16 protein-coding genes are annotated in these 21,504 nt (G+C 41.5%); 6 read left to right on the forward strand and 10 right to left on the reverse strand.

Going from position 1 to position 21,504, the window contains the following annotated elements; translation table 11 throughout:
* Window positions 1–142: 142 nt before the first annotated feature.
* Genes AC504W_RS14275 through AC504W_RS14285 form a run of 3 tightly spaced genes read right to left on the reverse strand, consistent with a single transcriptional unit; the run spans window position 143 to window position 862 of the window.
* Window positions 143–355, reverse strand: a complete 213-nt coding sequence (locus tag AC504W_RS14275; protein WP_494878506.1) for a high light inducible protein — start codon at window positions 353–355, stop codon at window positions 143–145.
* Window positions 356–398: 43 nt separating this feature from the next.
* Window positions 399–617 (reverse strand): high light inducible protein, encoded by a 219-nt coding sequence (locus AC504W_RS14280; RefSeq protein ID WP_096577231.1) that lies wholly within the window; start codon window positions 615–617, stop codon window positions 399–401.
* A gap of 41 nt (window positions 618–658) precedes the next feature.
* Window positions 659–862, reverse strand: a complete 204-nt coding sequence (locus tag AC504W_RS14285) for a high light inducible protein (RefSeq protein ID WP_096577233.1) — start codon at window positions 860–862, stop codon at window positions 659–661.
* A gap of 517 nt (window positions 863–1,379) precedes the next feature.
* Here AC504W_RS14285 and AC504W_RS14290 point away from each other — a divergent pair.
* Complete coding sequence (locus AC504W_RS14290) at window positions 1,380–4,502, forward strand: MFS transporter (protein WP_494878509.1); 3,123 nt, start codon at window positions 1,380–1,382, stop codon at window positions 4,500–4,502.
* 171 nt (window positions 4,503–4,673) lie between these two features.
* Here the strand turns inward: AC504W_RS14290 and AC504W_RS14295 are convergent, their stop codons facing one another.
* The gene (locus AC504W_RS14295) at window positions 4,674–5,180 is read right to left on the reverse strand and encodes a fatty acid hydroxylase (RefSeq protein ID WP_096577237.1); all 507 of its coding nucleotides are present in this window, start codon (window positions 5,178–5,180) and stop codon (window positions 4,674–4,676) included.
* 375 nt (window positions 5,181–5,555) lie between these two features.
* On the reverse strand, window positions 5,556–7,475 hold the full coding sequence (gene dnaG / locus AC504W_RS14300) for a DNA primase (RefSeq protein ID WP_494878653.1): 1,920 nt from the start codon (window positions 7,473–7,475) through the stop codon (window positions 5,556–5,558).
* A gap of 155 nt (window positions 7,476–7,630) precedes the next feature.
* Here dnaG and tftA point away from each other — a divergent pair, with 155 nt between their 5' ends.
* Complete coding sequence (gene tftA, locus AC504W_RS14305; protein ID WP_494878511.1) at window positions 7,631–8,983, forward strand: hormogonium tapered terminus morphoprotein TftA; 1,353 nt, start codon at window positions 7,631–7,633, stop codon at window positions 8,981–8,983.
* On the opposite strand, the gene AC504W_RS14310 is transcribed toward tftA, so the two are convergent.
* From AC504W_RS14310 to AC504W_RS14325, 4 genes are all read right to left on the reverse strand, one after another.
* Entirely contained in the window at window positions 8,984–10,777 is a 1,794-nt protein-coding gene (locus tag AC504W_RS14310) for a diguanylate cyclase domain-containing protein (protein ID WP_494878513.1), read from the reverse strand. It abuts the gene before it with no gap.
* Window positions 10,778–10,786: 9 nt separating this feature from the next.
* Window positions 10,787–11,767: an ABC transporter substrate-binding protein gene (locus AC504W_RS14315; RefSeq protein ID WP_494878515.1), complete on the reverse strand. Its 981-nt coding sequence runs from the start codon at window positions 11,765–11,767 to the stop codon at window positions 10,787–10,789.
* A 257-nt stretch (window positions 11,768–12,024) separates the two neighbouring features.
* Complete coding sequence (locus AC504W_RS14320) at window positions 12,025–12,444, reverse strand: ester cyclase (protein WP_494878517.1); 420 nt, start codon at window positions 12,442–12,444, stop codon at window positions 12,025–12,027.
* A gap of 71 nt (window positions 12,445–12,515) precedes the next feature.
* Window positions 12,516–14,525, reverse strand: a complete 2,010-nt coding sequence (locus AC504W_RS14325) for a BamA/TamA family outer membrane protein (protein WP_494878519.1) — start codon at window positions 14,523–14,525, stop codon at window positions 12,516–12,518.
* Window positions 14,526–14,720: 195 nt separating this feature from the next.
* On the opposite strand from AC504W_RS14325, the gene AC504W_RS14330 reads away from it, so the two are divergent.
* On the forward strand, window positions 14,721–16,073 hold the full coding sequence (locus AC504W_RS14330; RefSeq protein WP_494873011.1) for a lipid-A-disaccharide synthase-related protein: 1,353 nt from the start codon (window positions 14,721–14,723) through the stop codon (window positions 16,071–16,073).
* A 99-nt stretch (window positions 16,074–16,172) separates the two neighbouring features.
* Here AC504W_RS14330 and AC504W_RS14335 read toward each other — a convergent pair whose 3' ends face one another.
* On the reverse strand, window positions 16,173–16,895 hold the full coding sequence (locus AC504W_RS14335) for a response regulator transcription factor (protein ID WP_015115609.1): 723 nt from the start codon (window positions 16,893–16,895) through the stop codon (window positions 16,173–16,175).
* Between the two features lie 309 nt (window positions 16,896–17,204).
* On the opposite strand from AC504W_RS14335, the gene AC504W_RS14340 reads away from it, so the two are divergent.
* From AC504W_RS14340 to AC504W_RS14350, 3 genes are all read left to right on the forward strand, one after another.
* On the forward strand, window positions 17,205–19,208 hold the full coding sequence (locus AC504W_RS14340) for a PAS domain-containing sensor histidine kinase (protein ID WP_494873012.1): 2,004 nt from the start codon (window positions 17,205–17,207) through the stop codon (window positions 19,206–19,208).
* A gap of 240 nt (window positions 19,209–19,448) precedes the next feature.
* Window positions 19,449–19,880 carry a response regulator gene (locus AC504W_RS14345; protein WP_494873013.1) on the forward strand — a complete coding sequence of 144 codons (432 nt, stop codon included), beginning with the start codon at window positions 19,449–19,451 and terminating at the stop codon, window positions 19,878–19,880.
* Between the two features lie 268 nt (window positions 19,881–20,148).
* The gene (locus AC504W_RS14350; protein ID WP_494873014.1) at window positions 20,149–21,483 is read left to right on the forward strand and encodes an ATP-binding response regulator; all 1,335 of its coding nucleotides are present in this window, start codon (window positions 20,149–20,151) and stop codon (window positions 21,481–21,483) included.
* Window positions 21,484–21,504 lie beyond the last annotated feature (21 nt).

Genomic DNA, 21,504 nt, shown 5'->3' on the forward strand with positions numbered 1-21,504 from the left:
ATTTACTCGTAAAGACAGCAGGGGAGCAGGGGAGTACTGCCCATTCCCCTCTGCCCCCCTGCTGACAGGTGTAAGGGTGTAGGTAAGTAAAACTATTACCCTCATTTACTGTTCCCTACTTCCTATAACCTGTTCCCTAAACTTAATAACCAATCAGATGCAATACATCACGTAGAACACTATAACCGGCTAAATCCCACAGCAAATAAGCGACAAAACCAATCGCTGCTAAACGACCATTCCATAATTCCGCTTGGGGAGTCCAGCCAAACAGAAATTCATTGCGATCGCGGCCGTTATAAGCATTAGCAATCACTGGTAAATCAGTAGATGAACGAGTTTCACGAGTTTCCATGATTTTTCTCCCAAAAATAAACTAGTTTTTTCGACTTTTTTCTTTAGTAACCAATTAGGTGAAATACATCCCGCAGGACGCTATAACCGGCTAAATCCCACAATAAATAAGCCACAAAACCAATCGCCGCTAAACGACCATTCCACAATTCTGCTTGGGGATTCCAACCAAAAATAAACGCATTGCGGTCTATGCCGTTATAAGCTTGAGCAACACCTGGTAAGTCGGTAGAAGAACGAGTTTCTGTAGTCCGAGATTGCATTTTTTCCTCCAAAAATTAGCTAATATTTCCAAATTTTTGTTTTAGTAACCAATTAGGTGTAATACATCGCGCAGGACACTATAACCTGCTAAATCCCACAATAAATAAGCCACAAAACCAATCGCCGCTAAACGACCATTCCATAGTTCAGCTTGAGGAGTCCAACCGTAGACGAAAGCATTACGATCAATACCGTTATATTCAGTAGCAACTGTTGGCAAATTCGTGGAGGAGCGAGTTTCCATTGTTTGATTCCAAACTCATTTGTTACTTAACTTAACGTTAGCTATTTATTGATAGATTGCTTTCCGTCTGTAGGTACAAACTCCAAGCACTTCTTGTGGACGATTAAAAAAAGCCTGAAAGTCTCAACATCTCCGCCTTCAGAGGGTGATAAAAATCATATTTGTAAATAAATGTAAATTACTATTAACTAAATTTTGCTTAGGCTAAGATTAAAACATAGTAATTTATCTAGTTTTAATAAATAGGAATTAAACGCCTAAATTTGGTAATAAATGGGCGTTTTGCTTTATTAATTCAACAAATATCCTAAAAATTAAATCTTATGGATAAACAAACTTCTACCCGACGCTAGATATATTGTTCAAACTTCAGATGGATGCTGAAATCGCCTAAATTCCAGGATTCTGAGATTTACGAGAGTTAGGTATGGCGATAGTTACAGACATAAATTTCATAGTTGCTGCTCACACCATTCTTAAATCCCTCCAAAGTTAAACTTTAAAAGAAGGAAATACAATGATTCAAAGTACGGGAATTATGTTGGGACTCTACAAACCATTATTATGGGTAGCACAAATTTCTGTAGATCCCTCAAGCGTCACGCCAGCGCAGGCATCGGTGCTGACATCCGGGCCACGCTTTTTTGTCGCCTTAATCTCCGGCGTGATTCTTGCTTTTGCTTTTCAACTAGTGCTAACAAATCTCTCCGTTGCAGCGGGTATTTCCTACCTCGGACATTCATCCGATGCGGATGCAAATCATGGAGAAACTGGCAGTTTTGGTGGAACCATTCGCAAAATTGGCACGGCTGTGGGAATTTGGACACTAGTTACCGTCACCATCGCCTTATTAATTGCCAGTTTCTTAGCAGTAAAATTAAGCTTAGTTATTTTCGATCCCAGACTAGGAGCCATTCTTGGTTTAGTAATTTGGGGCGCATACTTCTTATTACTAGTATGGGTAAGTTCCACTACCGTAGGTTCTTTAATTGGTTCAGTGGTTAACACTGCTACCTCCGGTTTTCAAGCGATTATGGGAACTGCAACTGCCGCCCTTGGCGCTAAAGCCGTCAATCAGCAAGTGGTAGCAACCGCAGAAGCCGCCGCCGCCGCTGTACGGCGCGAATTAGGCAGTGCTATTGACCCCATCAGCATTCGGGAAAATGTCGAAGATTATTTAGAAAAACTCCGTCCCCCCGAACTGGATGTATCAAGAATCAGGGGTGAATTTGAAAAATTACTCAATGATCCGCAATTAAAAGCGATCGCTGGCAGTCCAGATTTACGCAATATCGACCGCCAAAAATTTATTGATTTAGTCAGCAGTCGCACTGACCTTTCTAAACGTGACGTTAAGCGTATCGCAGATACACTGTATAGTGTTTGGCAACAAACACTAGGACAACATCAGCCTACTCAAGACCGTCTAGGCGAATTAGTTGACTATCTCAAATCTTTACCACCAGGACAAACCAGAACCGACGAACTGAACGCCAAACTAGAACAGTTAATTGCCGAAACTCGTTCCTCTAAAGAAGCAACCCAGGAAGCCGCCCCCAGCCTGATTCAGCGGACATTACAACAAGGATTCACAGCCCTGACGGGGATTGTTTTGGGACGCACTGATTTGTCAGATATCGATGTGGAAAAAATCTGGCAATCCCTATCTACAGCTAAAGATAAAGTCACAGAACAAGCAGATAAACTAGGTCTTCCTACCCCATCCCAACCTTACAGCCCAATTCGCGCTGATGTTGAGAACTATCTGCATAACACATTCGCTTGGCAATTAAGTCAAGAAAGAATCGCTCAAGAATTCCGGGATGTTATCTATGACCCAGCCGCCGATCCTGGGATCATTAAAAGAGAATTAGAACGGCTTTCCCGCAATGATTTTGTGAATATCCTCCAACAGCGGGGATTACTCACCCAAGGCGAAATTGGGCGAATTGCCGATCGCTTAGAAGCTGTGCGTCAATCAGTCTTAGTCACAGTTACAGCCGAAGAAGAAAGAGAAATTACTCAAGATTTGCAACGGCGAGTCGAAAGCTATTTGCTGGTGACACCAAAAGCAGAATTGAGCGCGGAAGGAATTGAAAAAAATTTCCATCCTTTATTGACAGATTCAGATGCAGATTTTGAAACTGTCTCACGTCGTCTAGCAGTGATTGACCGTGAAGAAATGCGGAAAATCCTCCTAGAACGCAACGATGTCCAGGTATATGAAGTTGAACCAATTCTAGATGAGTTGGAAAAACAGCGCGATCGCGTTTTGATTGAAGCGCAAGGTATAGCAGAACAGGCAAAATATCAAGCAGAAACTCTGTGGTTGAATGTGGAATCATATCTGCGTAACACAGGCAAAGCGGAATTAAACCCTGATGCGATTCGTGCTGATCTCAAGCGATTATTAGAAGATCCCCAAGCCGGGATGAGTGCAATTCGGACGAGATTGTCTCGCTTTGACCGTGATACTTTAGTGCAGTTGTTGAGTCAGCGCCAAGATTTGAGCGAAGACCAAGTTAATGACATTATCAATGTTGTTGAAGATTCTTGGCATAGTCTTCGCCATGCACCGCAAGCTGTAGCCGACAGAGCCAAAGAGCAATATGATTCTGTAACAACCACAATTACAGATTATCTGCGGAACACTGGTAAAGCAGAACTCAACCCCGAAGGAATTCAACGAGATTTGAATCGTTTGTTTGAAAACCCCAAAGAAGGTGCAGTTGCATTGCGGCGGCGGTTATCGCAGGTAGACCGAGATACCTTAGTCAAATTGTTGAGTCAACGCCAAGACTTGAGTGAAGAACAAGTTAACGAAGTGATTGACTCTGTGCAAACATCCATCCGCAATGTTGTCCGTGCGCCGCGTCGGTTGGCGACGCGTACACAGCAAAGAATGGATACATTCAAAGCTTATTTAGAAGAATATCTGCGGCAAACTGGTAAAGAAGAACTCAACCCTGAAGGCATTAAGCGTGACTTGCAATTATTGCTGCATGATCCACGGGTAGGAGTGGAAAGTTTGAGCGATCGCCTAACTCATTTTGACCGTTCTACCATCATTGCCTTGCTGAAGATTCGGGAAGATATGAGCGATGAAGAAGCCGCTAGAATCGCTGATAATATGATTTCTGTACGGGATCAATTTGTTGAGCAAGTGCGGAGTATTCAACGACGGATACAGGATGTAGTTGACGGAGTTTTTGCCCGTATCCGCAACTATCTCAACTCTTTAGATCGCCCAGAACTTAACTATGATGGAGTTAAGCGCGATGTACGCCAGTTATTTGACGATCCCCAAGCAGGATTTGATGCTTTGCGCGATCGCTTATCTGCATTCAACCGTGATACTCTAGTCGCCATCATGAGTTCCCGTGAGGATATCTCTGAGGAAGATGCCAACCGGATTATTGATCAAGTTGAACGCGCCCGTAACACAGTATTACAACGTGCTGAACGCATCCAACATGAAGCCCAACGCCGTTTAGAGGAAGTCAAGCATCAAGCCCAAAAGCAAGCCGAAGAAACCCGCAAAGCCGCAGCCTCAGCCGCTTGGTGGTTATTTGCCACAGCCGTCGTTTCTGCTATTTTCGCCGCATTTGGTGGTGCGATCGCTGTTACTCCCATAGGCTAACAAGTTGTCTCCGCTAAAGTTTCAGCCTCCCAATATGGGAGGCTTTTTTATCAGTTTACAATCCAAAATCGTCTTGAAAAGTTTGCTCAAGTCGGGGAACCCGCCCACGCAACGCCAGTTGCTACAACGGAGGGAACCTCCGCAACGCACTGGCTCAACTTTCCGCAAAGTCTAAAATCCAAAATTGATATAACGCAGACGTACTCTCACAAGACGCAACCATCGGAGCCAAACTTGTGCAGGTTGCTCAAAGAAAGTAAAAATATCCCCAAAGCCCAGGTTAGTTTTATGATGGTGTAGCCAGTGTCTTTCGGGAGTTGTAATGAAGAGAAATTGGCACACAATATTCACAATATTTGGAGTTTGCCAACCTAAAATACTAACGTGTCTCCACCATACATGAAACTGCCCTAATAGCAGTCCAGAAATTACACCAATGGGAGAGAAAGACCAAAGCATAACTGCCATAATTAAATAAGGCAAAGCTCCCAAAATACCATCTAACAGTACCTGAAGATTTAACGTTAATATGGCATAGTGGCGAAAATCTTTCTTCCAAGAATGATGTGTTCTTAAGTGGAGGCTACCAAAAACATGCTCAGGTATGTGGTAAACAAATGTAGATAAAAAATCACCAAAAAACAATAATAGCCAAGCAACAACGATAGCCTCAAGCATTTGTACTCCTCACGTTCAATCAAAAAATCCACACAAAAAATCCCAATATGATGGTTGATGCTGGGCAGCATCTCGTCTTTTTCAGGTCTAGACTTCAGTATTTGAAAGTTTTATTAATGTGCGATTTTGAATTTATTCAACCGCATGAATAACTCCCATTTGACTTCTGTCCAAGGTTGATATGATCAATACAACTAAAACTTGATAGATTTAGCGTATTTTATTTTCGTTACCCCATAATCTTCTGATGAAGACAGACAGTATGAGCAAAGGATGAGTTAAAATTAGTACAAATTTAGGTTAAGGTTTTTCGCCAAATCATTGAGAAAAAATTAACCGCGAACTTAAAATAAAGCATGAGATTTAGTCAGCCTACTACAGCAAATCAGTGATGGAAAATTGTCGCTGGCGATCTAGTTCTTGAAGTTTGATTTTTTCGGTGTAGAATGCCTGATAATACGATCGCCATTTTTCTGGTTCTGTTTCTGGATCAGTTTCTTGCCACAGTTCTAAAAAGTAACGATAGCGTTTTTCGCGCAATACTCTTTCCATACAAGCAGTTGCAGCTTGGACAACTTGCGGGGTACGTAATATTTCTTTTTTACCTGTCTCATTCAAATGAAATAGATGGGAAATTAATTCTATTTCTTCTGCTAATTCTAAGTATTTGTCTTGTAAACTGGAGATTAGATTAACTTGACCGTTTGTTAATTCGACAATCTGCCGCCACAACGAACGATGGTGAGACAAGCTAAAATCTAAATTTCGTTCTTCAAGTTCGTGAATAATTGCTGGTCGCTGTTCGGGACAATGCAGGTATATCCGCAGTAATAAAGCTTCGGCGTGTTCTAAAAGACTGCGTTCTGTAGTGGGTATGGGAGATGGGGATGTTTTTTTACTACTCCATTCTCTTTTTGTGGATATTGGCTGAGAATAAGCAGTTGTAGATGGAGCAATTTGAGTTAACAAATTTTCTGCTCTTAAGGATATCAAGTTTGTATCGCCCAAACTGAGAATTTCGGCACAACGACCCACATAATAGTTGCGCGTATCATTATTAGTGATATTCTTCAGTAATTTTACTATCTGCTGAGTTACCTGTTGAAAGTCGGTCGCCTGTTTTAAGTCTCTATCTTGAGTAACTTGCTGAATTTGCCAATCTAACCAAAGTGGCGCATTTTTTAACAATTCTTGGTATTCTGCTGTACTGTGGCTGTGCAAATATTCATCAGCATCTTTACCATCTGGGATATTGAGAATCTTAAGTTGAACTTCACCTTTATATGCTAAATCTGCAATTTCGCCGATCGCCCGTTCTGCTGCATTTGTCCCGGCTTTATCAGCATCAAAGTTGAGAACTAACTGTTTAGAGTCGGTGTAACGTAGTACCAAGCGGACTTGTTCTAAACTCAAAGCTGTACCCAGAGAAGCGACAGCGTTATTAATCCCCGCCGCGTGGAGAGCGATCGCATCAAAATATCCTTCTACCACCACAGCTTGGTCAAGTTGTGCAATCCCATTTTTAGCTAGGTCAATGGCGAATAAGGTTTTACCTTTATTAAATAGTTCCGTTTCGGGTGAATTAAGATATTTTGGCTGTTCCTCAGTCAATGTGCGTCCACCAAACGCAATCACGCGCCCTTGAATATCACGGATGGGAATCATCAGGCGATCGCGAAATACATCATAATAACCGCCTCCTTCCTTGCGCGGCTTAATCAATCCCGCTTTTTCCACCAATTGCACTGGATAATGTTTATTCTCCACCAAATAGCGATATAGCGTTTCCCAACCTGCGGGGGCATAACCCAAGCCAAACTGCTGAATTGTTTCTTCCTTGAGTTGACGCTGAGAAAGTAAATACTGTAACGCTTTTTGCGCCTGGGTTTGGCGCAGGGCGTGTTGATAAAAATTTGCTGTCGCCGCGAGAACTTCATACAACTGTTCACGCAATGACATTTGACGCTGTAATTCTTGTCTTTGTTCAGGTTCTAGAGTTTGTACATTCACTTGATAACGCCGCGCCAAATCCAGCACAACTTCGGTGAAAGACTGTTTCCCCAAATCCATCAAAAATTTAATCGCATTTCCCCCAGCTTGACAGCCGAAGCAATAATACATTTGCTTACTCTGGCTGACTGTAAAGCTAGGACTTTTCTCATTATGGAACGGACACAACCCGACAAAATCTTTACCACGCTTGCGTAAAACTACGTGTTCTGAGACAACATCCACAATGTCAGCACGTTGTTTAATTTCCTCAATTGTGTCTGGGTGCAAGCGGGGAATGTGCATATTAGTCATTTGTCAAGGGTCAATGGTCAATGGTCAACACAATGGACTATTGACTAATGACCATCGACTCTTAATAACTATTATATTCTTGTGGCTAGGCGAAGAATTATGTATAAAATTGCTTACGCTTAATTTTTTAAGAGGAAATACTGAAGATGGGGCGTATATTTATTTCGGCGGCTCACGGAGGCAAAGAAGCAGGAGGAATCGATCCAGGTTCGATCGCTGGGGGAACCACCGAAGCTAGAGAAATGATTCTGCTGCGAGATTTAATTGTCACAGAACTGCGGGCGCGGACTTTTGAAGTTTTAGCAGTTCCTGATGATTTAAGTGCGGCTGACTCCATCGCTTGGATAAATTCTCGTGGTCGTCGGGGTGATGTCGCCCTAGAAATTCATGCTGATGCAGCCAGTAGCCCAACTGTACGTGGGGCTAGTGTATTTTATATTGCCAATAATAATGAGCGTAAAAGTAATGGTGAACTGCTGTTAGTCGGTTTGTTACGCCGTATTCCCCAATTACCCAATCGTGGAGTTAAGCCAGATACAGATAGTGGCTTGGGACGTTTAGCCTTTTGTCGTCAAACTACACTGCCTTCATTATTAATGCAAGTCGGATTTCTCAGTAGTCCTGATGACCGCGCCTTGCTGCAAAATCGTCGCCGTGATTTTGCGTTAGGTATTGCTGATGGGCTGGCTTCTTGGAGTCGTGTCATTGACCCCATGCCAGGAACTCCAACTGAACCAACTTATCCATCTATCAATATCAACATCAACGGACAGAATTACTCAGAACAAGGAATATTAGTCAATGGTAATGCTTATATTCCTATTGATTTAGTAGATCGGCTGCGGATTGACTTAACAACAGCACAGAATGTCAACCGGATTACTTACCGCAGAGTAGTGTATGTGAAAGCTGTAGAATTACGAGATTTTAATATTTCTGTGGCGTGGGATGGTGGAACGCGCACTGTTAACTTACGTTCAATTTTAGTGATTTGCAAAGGTCAAATGGATCAAATTATTTCCCGCGGAAATACTTCAGAAGTGCAGCTACAACTATTTTTGCGAAATAACAATGAAAATGCTTTAGGCAAGTTTCCTGATTTACCAAAACTCTATCGAGAAGAAGCCACAATCGAAGGTGTCAACTATGATATTGCTTTTTGTCAAATGTGTTTAGAAACCGGATTTTTACGATTTGGTGGTGATATTAGAGCAGAACAAAATAATTTTGCTGGACTTGGTAGTATTGGTGGTGGCGCAGCCGCAGCTTCCTTTGAAAGTGCCAGAATTGGAGTTAGGGCGCATATTCAACATTTAAAAGCTTACGCCAGTTTAGAACCTTTGGTGAATGAAGTTGTTGACCCCAGATTTCGCTTTGTGACTCGCGGAATTGCGCCGTTAATTAGTCAACTTTCCGGTCGTTGGTCAGCAGATTTAGACTATGGTGCGAAAATTATCGCTATGTTGCAACGGTTATATGAATCAGCCGGGTTAATGTAACTATACTGTATCCTCTGATACTGCTATGCAATAGCGATCGCGTCCCTGTACTTTGGCATTGTACAGTGCTTGATCAGCTAAGGCGATGAGTGTATTTGGCTTGATGTCTAAGGTGGGAATAACACAAGTAATACCCAAACTCACAGTGACGATATTCTTGACATCAGACTCTGCATGAGGAATCGCTAGATCATGAATTGTTTGCTGAATTCTTTGCACTACCTTGATCGCTCCTGCTAAGTCAGTATTGGGTAGTAATACCAAAAATTCTTCTCCACCGTAACGCACTACCAAATCAGTCGGACGATGAACAGTCTGTTGGACAGTTTGCGCTACTCTGATGAGACAATCATCGCCTGCAAGATGACCATAGTAATCGTTGTAAAGTTTGAATTTATCAACATCAAATAAAATTAGCGAGAGGGGTTGTTGTTCTCGCGCGAGGCGTTTCCATTCTGCTTGTAGTCGTCCATCAAAGCAGCGACGGTTCGCTATCTGAGTTAAACCATCGAGATTTACCAGTTGTTCTAGTTTCTGATTGGCATTTTCGGCTGTTTCTTTAGCAATGACTAACTCTGCGGTTCTCTCTTGTACGCGTTGCTCCAAAGTTGCCAAAGATGTTTGCAACTGAAGTGCCATATTGTTAAAAGATTTCGCCAGTTGACCGATTTCGTCTTTGGAGTTGATTTTGGCGCGGATCTCTAAGTTACCTGCGCTAAAATGTAAAACGATATTGGTCAGATAAATGATTGGCTTTGTTAGCAACTGCCCAATAGCAAAAGCAATAATTGTCACGATTGAAGCAATCAATGCAAATAAAAACATTGTGTCACGAATTTGCTTTTCTACTGGTGCTAAGGCAACAGCAAGAGGCCGTGCAAATAATACAGACCAAGGTTTATATTTTAAATGCGCGATCGCAATCATATTAACCTGATGCCCTGTTGCTGACAGAGTAGCAGTTAAATATACCTGTTTGTTGTCCAAAGCTTGCTTCAGTTTTAACTCATTAGTTGCCAATTTTGGTATATAATTCTCTTCAATTGGCAGTTGATTAAAAACATCAAAAGGCAGCGGTACAATTGATTGAAAAACTAGCTCTGGTGCAGTACTATGCGCTAGATAAATATTATTTTCATCTAAAAGAATTGCAAAAGTTTTATCTCCAGTCTGTTTAATTTCTCTAGTTACTAACTGCTGAATGACTGTAGCATTGTATGAAACACGCAATACACCCAATATGTCTCCCTTGGCATTGCGAACTGGACTACTAAAAAAGATGGTAACAAGGTCATGAATTTTTGGCGATCGCTTCATGCTAGAAACAAAAGGTAATTTAGTTTGCAGTGGTTCTTTAAAATAATCTTGATCTGATTCATCTTGACTAATGTCCAGTGTATTTGTTGTATTTAACACATTTTTTCCGTTTAAGTCGAGCAAAGAGTATGAGATAATATTGAGCATATCTTTGCGACTGAGGCGGCTTAATGTTTCTGTTGCCAATTGCTTTTCGGGGCTATTATCTCGCTCTTTTGGAGTTAAGCTGAGGTAGCTTGCCAAGCCTGGTAAAAGTGCTTCTACACGCACAGCATTCAGACTTCTTTCAATAAAAGCATCTATTCTGTTACTGGTTTGGTTAGCCGCCGCAGATAAGGCTTGTTGAACGTTTTCCGTTAGGGCTTTTTTAGTTGTTTCTTTGTTAATAAATGCCAATAACAGCAACGGAATCAACGCAACAACGATAAATGAGGCAATCAACTTTGTGCGGATGCTACCCAAAAGAAAGTGCTGCATGGCTCTAAACTAGGAAGCAGGATTTAAGAAAGAAGAATTAAACAAACTTTGTAGCTCAGGAAGGCGCGTCACGCTTCCAGCACGAATAAAAAAATCTGCATAGATTTTGGCAGTTTTGTATATAGAGTTAGGGTTACTAGATTGAAATAATTTTTGATTTGCACCTAAATCAGTTAGGTTTATTCCCTCTAAAGAGATTGTATTGTTAGGAATTTTTAACACCCTGCTGATGATAGCATTTCCTTCCTGAAGATTTGCTTTCCAGTAGTTTGATGCTTGCAACCATCCTCGCACAAATGCACGAATATCATTAGGGCGATCGCGGATTATATCACTGCGAAAAACAATCATATCTAAAATCAAGCCAGGGGTTTGTTTGCTGGTAAATAGAATATCTTCTCCTAATTTAATCGCTTCAGAAAGATGAGGTTCCCAAGTATGTCCGGCTTGAATAAAATTATTTTTCAGGGATTGAGGAATTTCTGAAGCCTCTAATTTAACTAAGTTCACATCATCGGTAGTTAATTGAGCAGTTTTCAACATCTCAATCACGAAAACTTCGCTAAAACCGCCGAGATTTGCTCCTAGTTTTTTCCCTCTTAAGTCAGCAACGGTTTTAATTTGTGGTTGAGCGACTACCACATCTGCACCTATTGATTCATCTATCACAACAACGCCTTGTATATCGGGATTTGTGGCACTCAAGACGATAAAACTTCCTAAAGATAAGGAAATACCATGATACTTACCCGCACTGAAATTTGCTTGTTCCAATTGGGTGTATCCTTTATAAATTACTTCTACATCTACCCCTTGGGCTTTGAAGAATCCTTTTTCTTGAGCAATTATGCCTGGATACTCCCCAACAAAAGAGCCGAATTGTACTTTTAAGGGAGGAAGTTTCAATTCAGTCGGTACTGAACCATAACAAGCAAATAGCAAATAGGTAGCAATTAGAAAAATACTGGCATATCTCAGCAGTTTAAACATAATAGTTGGAAGCAAGCTCATCAATTAAGAGGCTTCCCTGCTATATTTACTTTAGTCTATTGTTTTTATATCTAAAGACAGATGACAGCCATTTTTTAAGTATACAATATTGTGTCCCGACGATAAAGGCAGTTATACCTAAAAATGCCTTGGGTTTTTGATGTAGTGCTACGGTTATATGAGCCAGCCAAATTAATCAACAATTTTTCCAACGCAGAGTAACGCGGAGTAAGCGCAAAGTAGTGCTGAGTTTTTACTTACATTGATGGGGGAAGAATACCTAGTTGTTGCATCAAAGCCATGATATCTGCCTGTCCCCAATGTTCGGCGATTTTGCCATCAATAATATGATTGATGTGCATCACGGCAAATTTAACTTGCTGACCTGTGGGCGGAAAACCTAGTAATTCTCCCTGATGAGTTCCGCTGAATGTGCCACGGGTGACAACTTTATCATTCTCAACAATCACATCTGCAAATGTATGCTTTCCATCAGGAAAAGCATTACGCATCATCAACCCATACTCGATAAAACCATCTAAATCAAGAGGTTCGGATGCGCCTGTTGTATGGGCTGTAAAATTTGCGGCGATGATTTTTTTGGCTTGTTCAATACTTCCCGTATCAAAGGCTTGGTAGAATTCCAGGGCAATGGCTTTGTTTTGTTCGGTAGACATGGTTGGAGTTATTACAGGGTGTTAAGCATTTAAATACCGTCATATCCAACCAGAGTCAATAGTAAACACTGTTAAAATCGCTGCCCTATGCCCAGATGCACTTTACTTTCTCCTTGGTCGTTAACGCCGTAGTCAGCCCGAATTAACCCCAGAGGGGAATCTAAACGCACACCTGCACCGTAGCCAAAACCGTAACCGGGTTTATCACGCGCACCAGCAGGGTCTCCTAAAACGGTGCTACCAGAACCTAAGTCTGAGCCGAAATCAGCAAATAACACACCGCCAACTATGGGTAGGATGGGGAAGCGGTACTCTGCGGAAGCTAAAACGTAACTGCGTCCACTCCCAACTTTGCCGCCATCGTAACCGCGTATAGAGTTGGAACCACCCAAATTAAAGGCTTCGTAAGGTGGTAAATCCCCAATGACAGTACCAGCTTGGACATTTAAAGCGAATACTTGCGGTTGCTTACTATCGAATACCTTGACTGGTACATATTGGCTGAAATTGGCGGTGACGCGGTTGAGAGAAATATTACCTTGACCGATGGGGATAGATTGTTCTGTACTTAATTTGAGTAAGGAACCTTGAGTGGGGTTGAGTGGGTTATTTCTGTTGTCTTTGGCGGCGGTGAAAGATACGGTAGTTAAGTCATCAATACCTGTACCGCTGGCAGATAGGGGTTTATTTTGGGCATCGGTGGCGGTAACATTACCTTGGCGATCGCGGATTGTGGTTCTGGTATAATTCAATCCGAGAGAAGCATCCCAACCGTCAATCGGTCTTTGCAAGCTGACACTCCCGCCAATTTGCCCTTCTCGCACTTTATCGCCGTTGGCTAATTTGATGGTGTCGTCAAAGGTTTCAGAAAGTTCTTGGCGACGGAAGCCGTTGACGGTGTATCCTAGGCGATCGGGATTGTTGGGGCGATAAGGGTTGATTAATTTCCCATCAAATTGTAAGTCACGGCTACTGACACCCACATTCAAATTTAAAATATTGTTCTTTCCGGCAACATTTTGGTCTTGATAGTTAACAGTACCAATTATTCCTTGATCGGCGTTATAACTCCCACCTAAGTTAATCGCCCGCGCCCCATTTTCTTTGAGTTCATAAACTAAATCTAACTTGGTGGCATCACCTTCTAAAGCAACATTTACACTCGAAAATAAGCCTGTGCGATATAGTTGCTGAATATCTTGTTGGACTAATTTTTCTTGAAATATTTGCCCTGATTTGAGTTGAATTTGCTGCCGTAAAAAGTCTGGTTTGGTGCGTCCGCTAACAGGATTACCTTTACTATCAACGGTTTGACCTTCATCGTTGACAAAGCGAAATTTAATCTCACTTACCAAACCTTCCGCGACATTAATGTTAAGAATTCCCTCACGACTGGGTTTAATTGATAGCACCCGCGCCAAATTATAACCATTATCAGTGTACCATTTGTTGACTTGTTCCACAGCTTTTTGCAATCCTGCGGGGCTGATGGCGCTATTAAATTGAGGTTGGAACCGTTCGAGAACAGTTTGATAAGTTAGTACCTTTGCACCGGAAAGTTGCAGCGATCGCACTATGACTGGTTGCACCTGATAGGTTACACTCAACCCTGTGGCGGTGCTGCGGCTGTTGACGTTGGCAGTGGTAAATAAACCAGTTTCTAAAATTGCGGCGACATCTTGTTGTAACTGGTTTTGGCTGGTGTCTCCCCCAAGCTGGGTTTTGATAACTCGGCGGACAATTTCTTGCAATTCGGGAGTTGCGCCTACTATCTGGACATCTGTCGCTGTGACGACTAAGTTATTATCTGTCGGTAAAGTAGTCTTGTTTTGATTAACTGGAGTTAGTACGACTGGCGAATTTTTGCTAATAACTGGGGATTTTTGGGAAAATTGCGGCGTAACCACAGTTTCTGGTGCTGAAACTGCTTCGGTACGTATGGGAGTTTCTTCAATTACCGGAACGACTATGTCTTTTTTCGTCTCCTTGGCTGGGGTAGTTGGTGCAGCTAGGGCTTGTTGAGTGACATTACTAGCCGCTAAAGTAGCTAAAGTTAAAATTGCGGTTTTAGAAATTTGCATAACAAATAATTACTAATTCGTAATTCGTAATTAAAGGATGCAAGCCTACGCCACTGGCTGAGTAAAAACAGCCGTGGTTCCCTCAATTTATTGACGGAAGTAATAAGCTTTAAGCCCTTAGCTAACTTCTATGGGTTAATTACGAATTATCAATTACAAATTATTTTGACAGTAAATCTTGATGTTTTGTTTCTTATGAGTCAGTCACCATCTACAAGTTCTCGGTTACGCTTACTGGTTTTAAGTAACGGTCATGGCGAAGATATAATAGCAGTCCGAATTTTGCAAGCTTTTCAGGAACAAGCAAACCCACCAGAAATTTTTGCTTTACCGTTGGTGGGAGAAGGACACGCCTATCAAAATTTGGGTATTCCTTTGATTGGTTCAGTACGGACGATGCCTTCTGGTGGTTTTATATATATGGATAACCGTCAACTGATGCGAGATGTGCGCGGTGGTTTAGTACAGTTGACTCTCAGCCAAATTCAAGCAATGCGACGGTGGGTGAGTTCGCAAAAAAAATCAGGTAAGCCAGCGGGGATTTTAGCGGTGGGTGATATTGTCCCGCTGTTATTTGCCTATTTTAGTGGCGCGAATTATGCTTTTGTCGGTACGGCAAAATCTGAGTATTATGTGCAGGATGAAACAGGATTGTTACCACGTAAATCAAAATCTGCCCGTTGGGAAAATTTTTCTGGTTCAATTTACCATCCTTGGGAACGTTGGTTGATGAGTCGTCGCCGTTGTCGGGCGGTGTTTCCCAGAGATGCTTTGACTACACAGATATTAAAACAATGGCCGATTCCGGCTGTGGATGTGGGAAATCCGATGATGGATGGTTTAGCGCCCAGCTTTGGGATGCAACGATTTTATACTGTTGATACCCAACAAAAAGAACTCGCACGACCTTTAGTTGTGACTCTGCTTCCGGGTTCTCGCCCACCAGAAGCTTATAATAATTGGCAAGTGATTCTGGAAGTTGTCTCTGCGTTGCTGGCGAGTTTTCAAGAACGAGATGCAGTTGGGCATACTTCTGGTAGTGTAGTGTTTTTAGCGGCGATCGCACCCAGTCTCGATACCAGCCAATTAACTTCTAGCTTACAGGTTCAAGGCTGGCGACCCCACACGGAATCCCCGATTTCTCTACCTGATGCTAATACTTTAATTTTTAAGCAACGCAATGCCTATTTACTCATCTCCCAACAAGCTTATAACGATTGCTTGCATTTGGGCGATGTGGCGATCGCAATGGCGGGAACTGCTACAGAACAATTTGTTGGTTTAGGCAAGCCGGCGATCGCCATTCCTGGTCAAGGGCCACAATACAATTATGCTTTTGCCGAAGCCCAAAGCCGTCTTTTAGGAGAGTCTTTGATTTTAATTGAACAGCCAGCCCAAGCAGCGAAGGTGATGCGATCGCTGCTACAAAACCCTGACAGCTTACAAGTTATCGCTGAGAATGGTTTGCGGCGAATGGGTCAACCGGGTGCTGCACAGCGAATTGCTGATTGTTTAGCCGAAAGATTAGTTTTAAAAAGCAAAAAGTAAAAAGGTAAAAGACTCTCTTGTTTGGGAGTAAAGTGCTAATTTTTGAGCATCAATCCAGTAACTACAGCTATAACTTTTGCCTTTTGCCTTTTAACTTCTCTATGCGACTAATCCAGAACGTAAAGCACGTACGGCGGCTTGGGTACGGTCATCAGCACAGAGTTTATTTAAGATGTTGCGGACGTGGGTTTTTACTGTCCCAACGGTGATATATAGTTTCTCAGCAATTTGACCGTTGCTGCATCCAGCGACGATTAATTCTAAAATTTCTAATTCTCGTTGGGTGAGAGGATAGGTTTCTAGAACTTGCTCGTATTCTGTGGCTAATGCTTCGATTTTCACGGTCTTGGGCTGATCACCTTTTTGGTTTTCCCCTGGTATACCTTGACGCATTTTGCGTAATACCACATTGGCGATCGCCGGATCAATCCAGGAGTTACCACCGTGAGTTGCTTGTATGGCCTCTGTTAACTTGCTAATGCTGGTTTCTTTCATGTAATAAGAGTCTGCACCAGCCGCAAACGCCGCTAATACCGCATCCTCTGTATGATCCATTGTCAAGATCAGGATTTTGGTAGCTGTTTGTCCTGTCTCGGCTTGATAACGTCTATATTTGCGGGTGAGTTCAATCCCATCCATGTCAGGTAAGCCAATATCTACCACTGCTACATCTGGCTTGGCTGTTTCTAATAGTTTCATCCCTTGGGTGGCATTTGCTGCTTCCCCAATTACTTTTAATCCGCTGTGAGACTGCAATGCAGCCTTCAGACCCATTCTTGTGAGATCGTGATCCTCAATTAAAATAATGCTGATTTCGTTCATTGCTACACTCACTCTTCATTGATTGCGTCTTTTAATAAGTACCGCTTTTGTCAGCCACTTTATCTATGTTTTCCCAAACCAAAGATAGATGATCTTGCAAACGGCTTGCATCCACCGATAGAAGTAGGATTTTTTAATTTTTTCAAATAGATAGATTTAAATATCTAGCCTGAGATATATAGATATTGTACAACCAAATATGAAATATTTGTGGCAATTTATCGCTTTTAACAACCTTTAATGATGATTCACAAAATAGTCAATACCCCGAATATTTAATCATAATTAGTAGCTGAAAAGCTGAACAAAATGGATAAATTAGAAAAACTTAAAATTGCTTTAGCCAAAAGTCAACACTCGCAATTTCTCAAACATATTTTGTCTGACACTATCAAATTCATCGGATTAATGCAACCAGAGGGCAACCTCCTAGAAATTAATCAGTCAGCGTTAAATTTTTGTGGATTGACTAGTAGCGACGTACTGGGTAGACCTTTATGGGAAGCTTGCTGGTGGCATAACTCGCCGCCAACCCAAGAAGCGATAAAAATAGCCGTTGCTTCTGCCGCCACAGGTAAATCTGTACATTACGAAGTTGAGATATTAGGAGCAGGCGATCGCTTATTAACTTTTAATTTTTCCATTAAGCCGATCACTAATCAACAAGGACAAATTATTTTTTTAATTTTACAAGGTCAAAATCTGCCTGATTCACCCACTGCTGATGATCAATCTGTGGCCTCATTATCGCATCACTCCCCAGAAATTGCTGAGAGTAATTTAAGGCAACGCCAGCTAAATGAACAAAAATTACGAGACAATGAGCATCGTTATGCTTCCTTAGCACAAATGTCACCAGTCGCCATTTTTCGCACAGATTTGTCAGGTAACTACCTTTATGTGAATGAGCGATGGTGTGAATTAGCTGGTTGTGCGGCAGAATTGTCCTTTGGTCAAGGTTGGCGTAGGGCGATTCACCCCGATGATTTGCCAATGCTAGATCAGGCCTGGCGACGCAGTGTCCCAGATTTACAGCCTTTGCGATGTGAATTTCGCTTTCGCCATTCTCCAGACAAGATTGTCTGGGTGTTTTGTCAAGCCGTGGCGGAAACTCAAGCTAACGGCGCAGTGATTGGCTATATCGGCACAGTCATTGATCTCAATGAACAGCAACCCACCCAGCAAGCTTTAGAAGAAAGCGAAGCCAGATTTCGCATCATGGCAGATACCGCACCTGTAATGATTTGGATGTCTGGTCTGGATCAAGGCTGTACATTTTTTAATCAAGGCTGGTTAGAATTTACTGGCCGCACAATAGTGCAAGAGTTAGGTCACGGTTGGACGGAAAGCGTTCATCCAGAAGATTTGGCACGGTGTATCAATATTTATACGACGGCATTTGATGCCCGCAACTCATTTGTGATGGAGTACCGCCTGCGCCGATTTGATGGAGAATATCGCTGGGTTTTAGATACAGGTACACCAAGGTTTTCTCAGGATGGTGTGTTTGTCGGGTTTATTGGTTCATGTATTGATATTAGCGATCGCAAACAAATCGAACTATCACTCCAAGAACGTACAAAAGAACTGACTGACTTAAATACAGTCCTGACCCAAACTACGGCTATTCTACAAAAGCGGAATCAGGAATTAGATCAGTTTGCTTATGTCGCCTCTCATGATTTAAAAGCACCACTCAGAGCGATCGCTAATCTCTCACAATGGTTAGAAGAAGACCTGAATGGTCAACTCCCCCAAGAAAACCAGCAACAGTTAAATTTGTTGCGTGGTCGAGTTCGGCGCATGGAAGGATTGATTAATGGCTTGTTGGAATACTCGCGGATTGGGCGTACTCATACCGATTTATGTTGGGTCAATGTCGGCGAATTACTCCAAGAAGTAATTGATTTTGTTTCACCACCAGCAACTTTTAAAATTGAAGTTGCATCAAACATGCCTATTTTGATGACGAAGCGGATGCCATTACAACAAGTATTTATCAACTTGATCGAAAATGCGATTAAGCATCACTCACGCCTTGATGGCCTGGTCAATATTTCTGTAACAGACCAAGGTAGTCACTACAAATTTACTGTAGCCGATGACGGGCCTGGTATTGCCCCAGAATATCAGCAGAAAGTGTTTAGCATCTTTCAAACTTTAACCGCCCGCGATCGCCAGGAAAACACAGGCATTGGATTGGCGATCGTCAAAAAAATTGTGGAAACAGAAGGCGGTACGATCAATTTAGATTCAAACTCTGGTATCGGTAGCAGTTTTCACTTCACCTGGAAGAAACAATCACAAGAGTAAAACTGCTCAAGCTGAGGGGGCAAAATATTTGTTTACAACTCTCACTAATGGCTGAGGACAGGCATTAACAGGCTCATTTACAATAATAGTGAGCTTATTTAGGCTTTTCTCTTTGATGATTATGCAGTTATTAATTACTAACTTTAAAAATATCATAAGTAATTAAATGCTAATAATCAAATTTATTTTAATTAGTGATTTATTTGACAAAAACAAAATTTCCAGTTGTTTCCTAAAAAGATGATAGAAAGGGTTACTAATATACTACTAGTGGAGGATGATGAAGTTGATGTCATGAATGTCAAGCGAGCATTTAAGAAAGTTAATATTACCAATCCCATTTACCTAGCAAGTAATGGTTTAGAAGCCCTCGCTATGTTGCGGAGTAATCAAGATCAATTTCCCTATTTACCAACTGAGAGAAGATTAGTTTTACTAGATTTAAATATGCCAAAAATGAACGGCATTGAATTTCTCCAAGAATTGCGTGCCGATCCCAATTTATGCACAACCCCTGTAGTTGTGATGACAACCTCAAACCAGGATCAAGATAGAGTACAAGCTTATAACTTAAATGTTGCTGGTTATATCCTCAAACCTCTCACATTCAATAAATTTGTCGATACAATGTCCGCCCTAAACAAATACTGGATATTGTGTGAACTACCTTAATTTACTAAAAGTTGATAGCAAATATGTACAACAGAGGAGGGAATAAATATAAAGCCAGCTAAAATAATAATTTAAGATTGACAATATTCCGCAAAATAATTCCCAAATCGGGATATTATTAATGAATAGACAAATGTCCTCAAGATATAATTTTTTTAAAAATTCCTATATCCAAACATTTAACTCAACTCTCATACTTTTTATTTGGATAGCTTGAAAATAAAAATGATATACCTCAAATCGCATTGGACAGCGAAAATAAAAGCAAATGGAAGAAGCGCTGAGAATTTTGGTTGTAGATGATGATGAAGTAGACCGGATGGCAGTACGCCGCGCCTTGATACAAGCAGGTGTCAAAATGGAACTGTCGGAGGCTGGTAATGGCCATGAAGCACTACTCGCTTTGACAAATACCACATTTAATTGTGTTTTCCTAGATTATCGCTTACCAGATCAAGATGGCTTAACACTAATTCACAGGATACACGCATCAGAAATCAAAGTTCCTTTAGTTGTTCTGACAGCACAAGGAGATGAACAAATTGCTGTCGAATTGATGAAAGCTGGTGCTACAGACTATCTTTCTAAATCACGCGTATCTTCAGAAACATTGGCACAAGTTTTACGCAATGCTATGCGAGTATATCGCGCCGAAATGCAAGCAAATTTAGCACTCCAACAGTTAAAAGAAAGTCACGAACAACTCATCCGCAAAAATCAAGAACTCGAAAGACAACGGCAACAAATTCAACTGCAAAACTTCAAGTTAATCGAAGCATCAAGACTAAAAACGCAATTTTTAGCTACGATGTCTCACGAATTGCGAACACCAATGAATGCGATTATTGGATTTTCGCAAATATTATTGCGGCCAAAATTTGGTCAATTAACACCTCAACAAACTGATATGGTTGAGAGGGTTCTGAATAACGGCAAGCATTTATTGATGTTATTAAATGAAGTTCTAGACTTTTCTAAATTGGAAGCCGGAAGATTAGAATTAAAGTCGGAATTATTTGATTTAACAAAAGTAGTCAATGCAACTGTCAGCGAGATGCAATCCCTAGCAGAAGCTAAAAAAATAGCTTTGCAAATACAGATAAATTTAGATAACCCTTGGGTATTTAATGATTCGGTACGTGTACGCCAAATCTTAGTCAATTTGCTATCGAATGCGATTAAGTTTACCGAAACAGGTTCTATTTGGGTAGAAATCAAAGAACTTCCTGAGAATCGGATAGCGATCGCAGTTCGTGATACAGGTATTGGGATAGCACCCAAAGATTTTCAACACATTTTTGAAGCCTTCCGCCAAGTCGATCAAAGTCTGACGCGGAAATATCCGGGTACAGGATTGGGTTTAGCCATTGTCGATTCCTTAGTCAGGATGATGCGTGGCATCATCTTTATTGAGAGCGAATTAGGAGTTGGTTCGATGTTTAAAGTTGAACTACCACGACAAATATTATCCCAAAATGGAGCCGGAAACATCCCGGCTTTAAATGTTGATGGTGAAAATATTTTTTTCTCGGCTCATAATCCTCATCAATCTTCTCCCCCATCCCGTCGCTCATTGATGAGGTATCCTCACCTAAAACTATAAATCCCTAGCACAAAAGTAGAT

This window comes from Nostoc sp. C96 (assembly GCF_059384975.1).